The sequence below is a fragment of the Cohaesibacter marisflavi genome (assembly GCF_900115225.1).
Classification (GTDB): Bacteria; Pseudomonadota; Alphaproteobacteria; order Rhizobiales; family Cohaesibacteraceae; genus Cohaesibacter; species Cohaesibacter marisflavi.
In genome coordinates, this window is the sequence record NZ_FOVR01000007.1 from 71464 (window position 1) to 83599 (window position 12136).

Genomic DNA, 12136 nt, shown 5'->3' on the forward strand with positions numbered 1-12136 from the left:
CGGCAGCAAATACTGCGTAGGACGCGCGACGACCAAAGATTATACGGAATGTAGGATATGGCAGGCCATTCAAAATTCAAGAACATCATGTATCGCAAGGGCGCACAGGATGCCAAGCGGTCCAAGCTGTTCTCCAAACTTTCCAAGGAAATTACCGTTGCCGCGAAAATGGGTGGCGGCGATCCGGATTCGAACGCTCGTTTGCGTTTGGCTATTCAGAACGCGCGTGGCCAGTCCATGCCCAAGGACAATATCGACCGCGCCATCAAGAAGGCCGAAGCCGGTGATGAAGGCAACTTCGATGAAGTCCGGTATGAAGGCTATGGCCCTGCAGGCACTGCAGTTGTTGTTGAGGCCCTGACCGATAACCGCAACCGCACCGCATCCAACGTGCGCGCAGCCTTTACCAAGAGCGGCGGGTCTTTGGGAGAAACCGGCTCGGTTGCCTTCATGTTTGATCGTGTCGGTGAAATTTATTATCCGGCAGAAGTCGGCGATGCGGATACCGTACTGGAAGCTGCCATCGAAGCTGGCGCTGATGACGTGGTCAGCGACGAAGAGGGCCACACGATCTACACCACGTTTGAAGATATGAATGATGTGGGCAAGGCTTTGGAAGAGGCTTTCGGCAAGGAAGCTGAATCCCAAAAAGCGATCTGGAAACCACAGAACGAGATCGATGTTGACGCTGAAAAAGCCGAAAAGATCATGAAGCTGATCAACGTTCTGGAAGATGATGACGACGTACAGAATGTCTATTCAAACTTCACCATGAGCGATGAAGTGGCTGCATCTCTGGAAGGTTGACGTTTTCTATTCTGGATGCAAAACAGATTTTGACCCTGCAGTGGATTGCCGCTGCGGGGTTTTTGTTCGCTCAAATGGTGGTGCAAACGCGTTATTGACTGATGGAAGTCGTCAGAATCTTGATGCTGGCTGCGCCAAACAGCATGGCAAATAGTCCATCAAGAGCGCGCCGTGATTTTCTGTAGCCTGCAACGATGGGCTTGCTGGCAAAGATCAGCGCATAAAGGTGGCAGATTAGGGCACTTTGGCAGCCGAGCGCCAGGACAACTGTGGCCAGATCCATGGGACGCGCGTCACTGGGAAGGCCCAGTGCATATATTGAGCCCAAGAAGAAGATCGCCTTCGGGTTGGTCAGGTGTATTGCAAGACCCTTGAGATAGGTGCGGCCAAGGCCGAGCGGTTGCTTTTCTGCTGACAGCGGCTCTGCAGCAGAGGGGCGTATGGCTGAGCGTGCAGATTTGCCTGCCAGATAGAAAAGATAAGCAGCGCCGGCATATTTCAGAGTTTCGAAAAGCCAGCTGTTGGCAAGCATCACGGTTCCCATGCCAAGGGCTGCGGCCGTTGACCAGATCAGAGAGCCGCTCGTAATGCCTGACGCAAGAACAAGCCCATGCTTGCGCCCATTTGTCATGGAGTTGCCCGCTATGGCGAGGGTTGCCGGGCCGGGGCTGGCCATGGCGATCAGAGCTGCGCCTAAAATCAGAGGAAGGTTTATATCGGTCATTCTGAGAGCTTCTCCGGCATCGCCTTAAAATGGCATCAAGGGTAAGAAAAAAAGCTATAGTCTCATGGCTTGAGAAAATGTCAAATCCTGTTTGAACCCTTAGTTTGTTCTGGTATTGTTCATATTCTTCGGCTATGCATGAAGCATGAGAGAGCATCCTACCAGAATCGTTGGCTTCGACCCCGGATTGCGTAAAACCGGATGGGGCGCCATTGACGTGATCAACAACCGGCTGATCTTTGTTGGCTCGGGGCTGATTACGTCCGAGGGCAAGAGCGACCTTGCAACCCGCCTGCTTCAATTGCACAACGGGGTCATGAGCGTGTTGCAGAAATATGAGCCTCAGGAAGTGGCCGTTGAGCAAACCTTTGTGAACAAGGACGCCACGGCAACATTGAAGCTGGGGCATGCAAGGGCCATTTCGCTGCTGGCTCCGGCGCAGCTCGGGCTGCCTGTGTCTGAATATGCCCCCAACGCGGTCAAGAAAACCGTTGTCGGGGTGGGGCATGCTGACAAGAAGCAAGTGCAGACCATGGTCAAGATGCTGCTGCCAAAGGCCTATTTCGATAGCGAGGATGCGGCTGATGCGCTTGCCATCGCCATTTGCCATGCGCATCAGCGCGGGCAGAAGACCTATAAGATTGCTTAGTTGAGAATGAGGACAGTGCCCGATGATTGGCAAGCTCAAGGGATTGATCGATGAATATGCTGATAGCTATGTCATCATTGATGTCGGTGGCGTTGGCTATGAGGTTTATTGCTCGAACCAGACCTTGCAATCCTTGCCATCGGTCGGGGAGGCGGCGACGGTTCTGATCGAAACCCATGTGCGGGAAGACCAGATCAAGCTTTTCGGCTTTGCAACAGCGCTTGAGAGGGACTGGTTCCGGCTTTTAACAACTGTGCAGGGGGTGGGGCAGAAGGTGGCTTTGGCTATTCTCTCGACCCTCAAGATTTCCGAACTGACCTCGGCCATTGCGCTGCAGGACAAAACCATGGTGGCCCGCTCTCCAGGTGTTGGCCCCAAGGTGGCCCAGCGGATTGTTTCGGAATTGAAGGACAAGACACCAAGCCTTGCTGCAACCGATGGGGCCGTTGCCAATCTACAGGCCGAGATCGATGCCGTTGGCGCGCCCAAAGCCATGGCGGAGGCGGTTTCGGCGCTCTCCAATCTGGGGTATTCTCAGGTTCAGGCAGGTGCAGCGGTCGCCACCATCATCAAGCGGGAAGGGGAGGGGCTGGGGACCGCCGCTCTCATTCGTCATGCGCTCAAGGAGCTTAGCCAATGATCGAAGAGGAAGAGCGCCTCGTTGCTGCGGGCACACGCGAGGAAGAAACGGATCGGGCCTTGCGGCCGCAGATGCTGGATGATTTTGTCGGGCAGGCACAGGCCCGCGCCAATCTCTCCATTTTCATTGAGGCGGCCCGCACGCGCAAGGAAGCGCTTGACCATGTTCTGTTTGTTGGCCCTCCGGGGCTGGGCAAGACGACGCTGGCGCAGATTGTTTCCCACGAGCTGGGCGTGAATTTCAAATCCACGTCCGGTCCGGTTATCGCCAAGGCGGGTGATCTGGCTGCTCTGCTGACCAATTTGGAAGAGAATGATGTTCTCTTTATCGATGAAATCCACAGGCTCAATCCTGCGGTGGAAGAAATTCTCTATCCGGCAATGGAAGACTTTCAGCTCGATCTGATCATCGGAGAGGGGCCGGCGGCGCGTTCGGTGAAGATCGATCTTGCCAAATTCACTCTTGTTGCGGCGACAACGCGGCTGGGGCTTCTGACCACACCTTTGCGGGATCGCTTCGGGATTCCGGTGCGGCTCAATTTTTATACTGTGGAAGAACTGGAGTATATTGTCACACGTGGGGCCCGTTTGATGGGGGTATCCATCACCCGCGACGGAGCAACTGAAATTGCCCGCCGTTCGCGCGGCACCCCCCGTATTGCTGGCAGACTTCTGCGGCGCGTGCGAGATGTCGCCATCGTTCAGGCCGGTGGCGAAATCAGTCGTGAATTGGCTGACCGCGCCCTGCAGATGCTCGAAGTTGACAATGAGGGGCTCGACGCCCTAGACAGACGGTACCTGACCTTGATCGCCACCTCCTTTGGCGGCGGTCCGGTTGGTGTAGAGACCATAGCCGCGGCGCTCTCGGAACCTCGGGACGCTATTGAAGAGATAATAGAGCCTTATTTGATCCAGCAGGGATTCATCCAGCGCACGCCGCGCGGACGCCTGTTGGCGCCCAAGGCTTTTGCCCATCTTGGGTTGGCTGTGCCTCAGAAAGACACTCCTCCACAAATGGGTCTGTTTGCTGAAGGAATTGATGATGCCTGAGCATCGCAATGAAGGCGACTGGCCAGATCTTGCCGGTCGATTGACTGACTACGGACATCAGCAGATGATCCGGATTTATTACGAAGACACAGACTTTTCCGGTATTGTCTATCATGCTTCCTACCTGCGTTTCATTGAACGCGGGCGCTCTGACTATATCCGCCTGCTGGGGGTGCAGCATAGCGCACTTGATAGTGGAGAGAATGGTGAGAGGCTGGCTTTGGCCGTGCGTCATATGGATATCAACTATCTGCGGTCTGCCCATATCGATGATATTCTGAAGGTCGAAACGCGCATCAACACCATCAAGGGGGCGCGCATGATCCTTGATCAGCAGATCTTGCGTGGCGAAGAGGTGTTGTTTACTGCACAAGTGACCGTTGTTGCCATCACTCGTGAGGGAAAACCCCGTCGTTTGCCTGAAAAGATGAGAAAAATTTTGATCCTCTGAGGGTTGAATTTCTCCGCATCAGAGCCTTTCCTTTCGGTTCTGTTCACTTTACTTAAACTTTCATTAACCATAATCGTGCCTTGTCAAAGGGTGCGCCCATTATGGTTGTGCGCACGCACCGACCCTAGTTTTGACAAATTCTGCTGACAAATGCTGTCGCTGGAAGGTCAAACCGGGGCCGGTCGGTTGTTCCTGTTTGAGAATGGTTGCGGCGTGGACCGTGGCAAGTTGATTTGCCGGATCTCTCCGCAAACCCGGTTTTTATGCATGGTTTCACTCCTGGCCCTTTTCTTGCCGGATGGGGCGAGATGAGGGCATGCGCTAGAAAGGACTAAGTTTCATGCCCAATGAGGTTGTGCAAACAGCCCTTGCCAATGCCACTGCCGATGTATCGCTGATGACCCTGTTCATGCAGGCTCATATTGTGGTCAAGCTCGTGATGATTGGTTTGATGGCTGCGTCGGTCTGGTCTTGGGCGATCATCATCGACAAGAGTTTGCTTTACACGCGTACCAAGCGTCAGATGGACCGGTTTGAAAAGGTCTTCTGGTCCGGGCAATCTCTTGAAGATCTTTATCAGACGCTCTCGGGGCGTCCCAATCACGCCATGGCGGCGCTGTTCGTTGCCGCGATGCGCGAATGGAAACGCAGTTTCGAGGGACAGGCCCGTTCTGTTGCCGGTTTGCCCGCGCGCCTTGAGAAGGTGCTTGATGTGACCTTGTCTCGCGAGGTGGATCGACTGGAAAAACGCTTGCTGTTTCTGGCAACCGTTGGCTCGGCTGCGCCCTTTGTTGGCCTGTTTGGTACGGTTTGGGGCATCATGAGCGCGTTTCAGGGTATCGCTGCATCCAAGAATACGTCCCTTGCTGTGGTTGCGCCCGGTATTGCAGAAGCCCTGTTTGCGACGGCAATCGGGCTGGTTGCCGCTATTCCTGCGGTTATAGCCTATAACAAACTGGCGTCCATCGCCTCCCAGCATGCCATGCGCCTTGAAGGTTTTGCCGACGAGTTCTCCGCGATTCTGTCGCGTCTGATGGACGAAAGGGGTTAATCTATGGGTATGGGCTCGATGGGATCTCCGGGAACGTCACGCAGGCGCGGTGCGCGCCGTGCAATGCGCCACAGGCCTGTTGCCGAAATCAACGTGACGCCAATGGTCGATGTCATGCTTGTGCTGCTCATCATCTTCATGGTGTCGGCACCGATGATGACGGTGGGTGTTCCGCTCGATTTGCCAGAAAGCACGGCCAAGCCGCTTTCCAGCCAGACCGAACCGCTGACGCTCTCCATTCGCAAGGATGGCAGCATCTATCTGCAGGATCAGCAGGTGGAGTTTGATGCTCTGGTCGATACCCTGCTCGGCGTTGCTGAGAATGGCTATGAAGAACGGATCTTTGTGCGTGGTGACAAGGATGTGGACTATGGCTCCATCATGAAGGTGATGGGCGCGATGAACCGCGCCGGTTTCAAGAAAATCGGGCTGGTTAGCACCGAGGAGCTTCAATAACCTTGAAGAATGTCGGTCTTATTGTTTCAAGTGTTGGTCATGCAGCGCTGATGGGCTGGGCTTTGATTAGTCTTCCGTCACCGAGCGCTAATGACGTGAGCGATCTTGAAATCCTGCCGATTGAGCTGGTGTCTGTCTCCGATGTGACCGATGTGGTCAAGGGAGAGGCCACAGCAGAGGTGCAGGAAGAGGTCAAGGAAGCCACAAAGAAAACGCCTGAACCGATAGAGGAAATTCCAGAGCCCGCGCCCAAGGTTGCACCCAAACCGAAAGAGGCTGCACCGCAGGAGCAGGCCGAACCGCAACCTCCCGTCGTTGAGCCCGATCCGGTTCCGACGCCGGAACCCGAGCCAGCCCCTGAACCGGAGCCAGAGCCAGAGCCGACACCACAGCCAGAACCCGAGGTGGCTCCTGAGCCAGAACCTACGCCCGAGCCGGAACCTGAAAAGCCGGCGGAAGTGGCGCCAAAACCGATTGCAGCCTTGCCCAAGATCAAGCCTCGCATTCCGCGCCAACCTGCCCGTCAGGAAGAGCCCAAGCGTTCGTTTGATGTCAATGCATTGAAGGCCCTTGCCAATGAGGCCGAGACGGGCGCTCCCACTCAGAGTGGGGCCGAGGATCAATCCGCGTCTTTCGGCTCCAGGAACGGCACCGAAGCGGCCGCGATGACGCAGAGCGAGCTGGATGCCTTGCGGGCGCAGATCTCCCGTTGTTGGTCGCCACCGGTTGGTGCCGCGGATGCGTCACAATTGGCTGTAAAGATCGAGTTCGGACTCGACCGGCAGGGCAATGTGAATTTTGGGCCTCAGCCGATCCAGTATCCGGCCAACCAGTTCGGTGTTGCTGCCGTTGAAAGCGCCATGCGTGCGGTTCGCCGCTGTGCGCCATATTCGCTGCCAGCTGATAAATATGAAGCGTGGCGCCGTGTCCGGATCAATTTTGATCCAAGTGACATGTTCTAGACCCAATGTATGAGGAGCCCGCAGGGCTCTTCGGTATAGATTATCAGGATGTTCATTCATCAAGCGGGCCGCTCGCGGTCTGGATAGGACAGGACAATAATTGTGATGAAACAGCTTCGACATGCAATGCCCATCCGGCTCCTCAATGCCTTTGTGACCATGAAAGCCGTCTTGCTGCCTCTTGTGGCCTTTGCCATTCTGTCCAGCATGGCCATGGTTCGCCCCAGCTATGCCCTGATCGAAATTGACATCACGCGCGGTAATATCCAGCCAATGCCGATTGCCATTACCGATTTCAGCGGCGTGGGACAGGGCGTGGAGATTTCCAAGGTGATTGAGGCGGATTTGCAGCGCTCGGGCCTTTTTGCGCCGATCAATCGGAACTCCTTCCTGCAGAAGGACCTGTCATCTTCCACGGTGCCGTCTTTTCCAAACTGGACCGTCATCAATGCCCAGGCTCTGGTGACGGGTACCGTGACCCGCGAAGCCGATGGACGCCTCAAGGCCGAGTTCCGTCTCTGGGACGTTTATGCGGGCAAACAGATGACCGGTCAGCAATTTTTCACCACGCCGGAAAACTGGCGCCGTGTCGCGCACATCATCTCGGATGCCATTTATGAGCGCCTGACCGGTGAAAAGGGCTATTTTGATACCCGTATCGTCTTTGTCGATGAAAGCGGGCCGAAGGATGGACGCGTCAAGCGGTTGGCCATTATGGATCAGGACGGTGCCAATGTGCGCTATCTGACGGATGGTCGTAATCTGGTGTTGACCCCACGCTTCTCGCCGACCAAGCAGGAAGTCACCTATATGGCTCTGGAAGATGGGGAGCCGCGCGCCTATCTGCTTAACATTGAATCCGGTCGCCGGTCTGTTGTTGGGCAATTCCCGGGCATGAGCTTCTCTTCCCGTTTCTCGCCTGATGGCCAGAGCATTGCGCTCAGCCTACAGCAGGGTGGCGACGCCAACATCTACCGTATGGATCTGCGCAACGGCAAGATCACCCGCCTGACCAATTCGGCCTCCATTGATACCAGCCCGAGCTTTTCGCCCGATGGTCGCCAGATCACTTTTGAAAGTGACCGTGGCGGCAGGCAGCAGATTTATGTCATGGGCGTCGATGGCTCCAATGTGCAGCGCATCAGCTTTGGCGAAGGCAGCTATTCAACACCGGTCTGGTCACCAAGGGGCGATCTTATTGCCTTTACCAAGCGCTATAAGGGCGAGTTTCAGATTGGGGTTATGAAGACGGATGGATCTCGTGAGCGCATTCTTGTCAGCGGTTTCCACAATGAGGGGCCAACTTGGGCTCCCAATGGGCGTGTGCTGATGTTCTTCTCTGAAAGTCAGGGACCCAATGGTGGGCCGAAGCTCTATTCCATCGATCTCACCGGCCGCAACAAATATATGGTCCCGACTCCGGCCTTTGCGTCGGACCCGGCTTGGTCGCCTCTGATCGATTGATCCGGTTGGGATCAATTTAAAAAGCTATCCTGTTCTAGTCTCCGGGTTGATTGTGTTATCAGCCCGGGGATTTTTGTTTGTGCCCTTCTGAGTGGACGTCAGAATATGGCACGATGGGGCCGTCGAATCTGGCGGTGAATTGGTGTGGATGCCGGGTTTGCCTCACTTTTAGGGGCGTAAAGGGGGCTGCGCCTCAGTGTGGCCATCTTTTGATTCAAACAGAAGGACAGAGGCATGGCCCTCACAAGATAAACCCGAAAAGCGGTTTTTAATGGTTTGGTAACCATGTTTGCGAACGGGCGGTTAACCTAAATTTTCTATTATTCCGATCGACAAATCCTGATCTCAATAAACTTTCGAAGGACAATCAGATGTCAAATCGTGCAAAATCTTCCATTCGTGTTGTATTCGGCGTCGCTCTGCTGACTGCGTTGGCAGCCTGTTCTTCGACGCCTGATAAATTGAGTGGTGCTGGCCTGAACTCGGCAACTCCGGGTACGGCACAGGATTTCGTGGTCAATGTTGGCGACCGCGTTTTCTTTGAAACCGATAGTTCCGATCTGAACTATTCGGCTCAGGCCACTCTGGACAAACAGGCCACATGGCTGCAGCAATATCCCAACTATCGCATCGCGATTGAAGGGCATGCCGATGAACGAGGCACCCGCGAATATAACATCGCTCTGGGCGCACGCCGTGCCAACTCGGTGCGCAACTATCTCGTCTCCAAAGGCATTCAGTCTGGCCGCCTGACGACCAAATCCTATGGCAAGGAACGTCCTGTTGCGGTCTGCAACGACATTTCCTGCTGGTCTCAGAACCGTCGTGCCGTTACGGCGCTGGCAAACTGATCCAACAAGGCGTCGTTCGGTATGCTGAAGGGCGCGCCTAGAGGATGCCGGAGCAAAAAGCGACGAAGAGTTTATGAAAAGGGCCGGTTTATACCGGTCCTTTTTGTTTCGTTGCATGGCGCCACACATTTTCCTATATTTGCGTTCAAACTATGTACGATACCATTTGCTGTAAGCGTTGGTTTCAATGTCGGGCAATTGTCAGGGGCTTTGATAGGGGTATCGTCAGGGCCGTGTCAGTATGTCGGGCATATGTTATGGCCTGTTGTTGGACTTGGGCCATACTTGACGGCATGCCATGGTTGCGCGATTGATTTAATGGGGATTTTCATGAATAGATTTTTGGTAGCCATGGTGGCGTTGGTCGTTGGTGGCAGTGGAACGGCTCTAGCCTCCAGTCAAGCCTCTCAGGATGAATTGGCCAGCCGGATCGGGGCGCTTGAAACTCAGGTGGTCGAACATGGCGTGCCGATGCCGCCCATGCCGATAGCACCACAGCCCAAGCGCATGCAGGTTGCCCAGTCGGCTGCCAGCCTTGCGGTGCGGGTGGATCGTCTTGAAGAGCAGATGCGGCAGTATAACGGCCAGATCGAAGAACTCAATTTCCGTGTGCGCCAGTTGCAGGAGCAGTTGCAGCGCTTTCAGGAAGATACCGAATTCCGCTTTCAGGATCTGGAAGGCGGCAAGCGTCCGCGCCGGTCCTCAAACAATCGTCCACAACCGAGCAATCCGGCCCCGCAGCAATTTGACCAGCTTGGCAGTCCACCACAAAGCCTGGGCAGCCTTTCGCAAGATCCTGCACCCCAGAATAATGATTTCGGCAGCTCTAATTTGATCGGGCAAGCACCGAGCGGCAATGGGTCTGCCCCGATTGATCTGTCATCCATGCTGGGTGGCGGCGGAGTTAGCCAGCCAGCGAATAATGGGGCCTTTGGCGCCAGTTCGGCAGGCGGTCTCACCGGAGACCCGAATTCGGATTATGATGTGGCTTATGGTTACATGCTCCAGAGCGATTATGTAGCTGCGGAGCAGGCCTTTCAGCAATTTGTCGGGGCCTATAGTCAGGATCGTCGTCTTCCGGATGGCTATTACTGGCTGGGCGAAGCCAAATTCCAGCAGGGCAAATATCGCGACGCCATTCAGGTCTTTCTGGATGCCTATTCCAAATATCCAAGCGCGCAGAAAGCCCCTGACATGCTGCTGAGAACGGGCATGTCTCTGCGCCAGATCAACGAACGTGACGCGGCTTGCGCGACCTATGAGGAATTGCTGCAGAAATTCCCCAATGCATCATCCGCCATCCGTCAGCGCGTGCGGGCAGAGATTCAAAGTGCAAAATGCTAATGTAACGACCGCTGAAGACGATCCGTCTAAAGCTCAGCCGCTGTCCGATGCAGAATTGGACGCGGCCTTTTCTTTTATGCTTGATGCTCTGAAGATGACACATTCCTCCCGATCCGAGGCTGCGAACAAAGGCGTGGCGCAGGCCCGCTTGCCGCTTTTGCTGGCGGTTTCTGGTGGTGCGGATTCGGTCAGTCTGATGGTGCTGTGCCATGAGTGGGTCGAGCGCAACAAGCTCCCTATTTCCCTTTTTATTGCCAGTGTGGATCATCGCTTGCGGCCAGAGGCTGCGGATGAATGCGCCTATGTGGGCAAACTTGCGCAGGTGCGTGGGATGGACCATGCGACACTAGTCTGGGATGAAGAGAAATCCCATTCCAATCTTCAGGGGGAGGCGCGTGAAGCCCGCTACCGGCTTTTGTCAGAGCATGCCCATAGTTTGGGATGCGCCCATATTGTGATTGCACATCATCAGGATGATCAAGCCGAAACCCTGTTAATGCGGCTCATTCGCGGCAGTGGCGTGACGGGATTGGCGGCGATGCGGCCACAACAGGCCTGCGGAGCGGTTACTCTTCTGCGGCCCCTGATGGCGTTTCCCAAGGCGCGGTTGAAGGCAAGCCTTAAAGCGCGGTCAATCGACTGGTTCGAGGATCCGAGCAACCAGAGCCCGAACTATATGCGCGTGCGTGTGCGCTCCCTGCTTCCGGTCTTTGCGCAAGAAGGATGTGATTCTGCCCGCTTGGCCGCAACGGCCCGGCGATTGCAGCGGGCAGATCAGGCTCTGGATGAAATTGCCTATGGATTTTATCTGCGACATATCGCCTCGGAGCCAGGGCGGTCTCTGTCGGTTTCCCTTATCTCGCTGCAAGACCAGAGCGAGGAGATCCGTCTTCGTCTGCTGCGCATGATGATCGCTCATGTGGTCGCCTCGGCCTATCCGCCAAGGGAAGAAAAGCTGTTGACGCTTGATGCCGCTCTTGGTGGGGAGGGGCTCCTTGAGAAGCGGATGAAGCGGACTGTGGCAGGCTGTTGCTTTGAAGTTTTGGCCAAGCGACTCTGGGTTTATCGCGAACCGGGTCGCAATCGGCAGGAAATCGCGCTTGAGGGCCCGTGTGAAGTGAACTGGCAGGGGCTTTACAGCGTAAAGATTTCAGGCGCTTTTGCGGGCGATGTCATGGGCGGAGAGCGATCGGATATTCTGCTGCGGCCATTGGGCGAGGACGGTCGAACATTGTTGAGTAAGGAAGGGCTTTCTTTCCCTGAGCAAGGATGGAGCGGCGAATCTGGTCCCAAGGGGATCCTTGAGGCGCTTCCCTCTGTCTGGTGTGATGGACGCCCCCAGTTTGTGGTTGATTGGCCAAAAGTTGAGGTGGTTGAGGATTTTCACGTTGAATTTGAGGAAAAACATTCGAATTTCGACGCAAATGAAACGTTAGAGTAAATCTTATTACTATAATAATGCAGAAAAGGGGGGCACTTGCCTTGGCAAGGACCCATCGAGACCCTAAATTCATCGAGAATGAACATAGGCGCCGAAGAAATCTTACGATTTTTATGGCCGCCGCAAATTCTGGCCTGCTGTAAAGGGCGTGTGATCACACCCTTGCGCTTGCAACAAGTCAGTCAGAAGAGAGAGACGGGTCGTTTTTCGGAACAGAACGATCCCGATATCTGAGGAACCAAGGGAT

At 55.0% G+C, this 12136-nt stretch carries 13 protein-coding genes; 12 read left to right on the top strand and 1 reads right to left on the bottom strand.

Features of this window, described 5'->3' with window-relative positions:
* Window positions 1-57: 57 nt before the first annotated feature.
* Complete coding sequence (locus BM258_RS13925) at window positions 58-807, top strand: YebC/PmpR family DNA-binding transcriptional regulator (protein WP_090073270.1); 750 nt, start codon at window positions 58-60, stop codon at window positions 805-807.
* A 91-nt stretch (window positions 808-898) separates the two neighbouring features.
* Here BM258_RS13925 and BM258_RS13930 read toward each other — a convergent pair whose 3' ends face one another.
* Entirely contained in the window at window positions 899-1531 is a 633-nt protein-coding gene (locus BM258_RS13930; protein ID WP_090073272.1) for a LysE family translocator, read from the bottom strand.
* Window positions 1532-1676: 145 nt separating this feature from the next.
* Between BM258_RS13930 and ruvC the strand changes: the two genes are divergently transcribed.
* The 11 genes from ruvC to tilS all read left to right on the top strand — a co-directional run bounded on the left by ruvC (window position 1677) and on the right by tilS (window position 11889).
* Window positions 1677-2180, top strand: a complete 504-nt coding sequence (gene ruvC, locus BM258_RS13935; RefSeq protein WP_090073274.1) for a crossover junction endodeoxyribonuclease RuvC — start codon at window positions 1677-1679, stop codon at window positions 2178-2180.
* A gap of 22 nt (window positions 2181-2202) precedes the next feature.
* Complete coding sequence (ruvA, locus tag BM258_RS13940) at window positions 2203-2820, top strand: Holliday junction branch migration protein RuvA (protein WP_090073276.1); 618 nt, start codon at window positions 2203-2205, stop codon at window positions 2818-2820.
* Complete coding sequence (gene ruvB / locus BM258_RS13945) at window positions 2817-3869, top strand: Holliday junction branch migration DNA helicase RuvB (protein ID WP_090073278.1); 1053 nt, start codon at window positions 2817-2819, stop codon at window positions 3867-3869. The genes ruvA and ruvB overlap by 4 nt, the downstream gene beginning before the upstream one ends.
* Window positions 3859-4320: a tol-pal system-associated acyl-CoA thioesterase gene (gene ybgC / locus BM258_RS13950; RefSeq protein ID WP_342029356.1), complete on the top strand. Its 462-nt coding sequence runs from the start codon at window positions 3859-3861 to the stop codon at window positions 4318-4320. The genes ruvB and ybgC overlap by 11 nt, the downstream gene beginning before the upstream one ends.
* 340 nt (window positions 4321-4660) lie before the next feature.
* Window positions 4661-5371, top strand: a complete 711-nt coding sequence (gene tolQ, locus BM258_RS13955; protein WP_090073280.1) for a protein TolQ — start codon at window positions 4661-4663, stop codon at window positions 5369-5371.
* A gap of 3 nt (window positions 5372-5374) precedes the next feature.
* A complete protein-coding gene (gene tolR, locus BM258_RS13960; protein ID WP_090073282.1) occupies window positions 5375-5827 on the top strand; it encodes a protein TolR in 453 nt (150 codons plus the stop codon).
* Between the two features lie 95 nt (window positions 5828-5922).
* Window positions 5923-6789 carry a cell envelope biogenesis protein TolA gene (locus tag BM258_RS24490; RefSeq protein ID WP_175528072.1) on the top strand — a complete coding sequence of 289 codons (867 nt, stop codon included), beginning with the start codon at window positions 5923-5925 and terminating at the stop codon, window positions 6787-6789.
* 207 nt (window positions 6790-6996) lie between these two features.
* Complete coding sequence (gene tolB, locus BM258_RS13975; protein ID WP_244544708.1) at window positions 6997-8253, top strand: Tol-Pal system beta propeller repeat protein TolB; 1257 nt, start codon at window positions 6997-6999, stop codon at window positions 8251-8253.
* 371 nt (window positions 8254-8624) lie between these two features.
* Window positions 8625-9104: a peptidoglycan-associated lipoprotein Pal gene (gene pal, locus BM258_RS13980; protein WP_090073286.1), complete on the top strand. Its 480-nt coding sequence runs from the start codon at window positions 8625-8627 to the stop codon at window positions 9102-9104.
* A gap of 330 nt (window positions 9105-9434) precedes the next feature.
* Window positions 9435-10448: a tol-pal system protein YbgF gene (gene ybgF, locus BM258_RS13985; protein WP_175528073.1), complete on the top strand. Its 1014-nt coding sequence runs from the start codon at window positions 9435-9437 to the stop codon at window positions 10446-10448.
* Complete coding sequence (gene tilS / locus BM258_RS13990) at window positions 10435-11889, top strand: tRNA lysidine(34) synthetase TilS (protein WP_175528074.1); 1455 nt, start codon at window positions 10435-10437, stop codon at window positions 11887-11889. The genes ybgF and tilS overlap by 14 nt, the downstream gene beginning before the upstream one ends.
* Window positions 11890-12136: the final 247 nt, after the last annotated feature.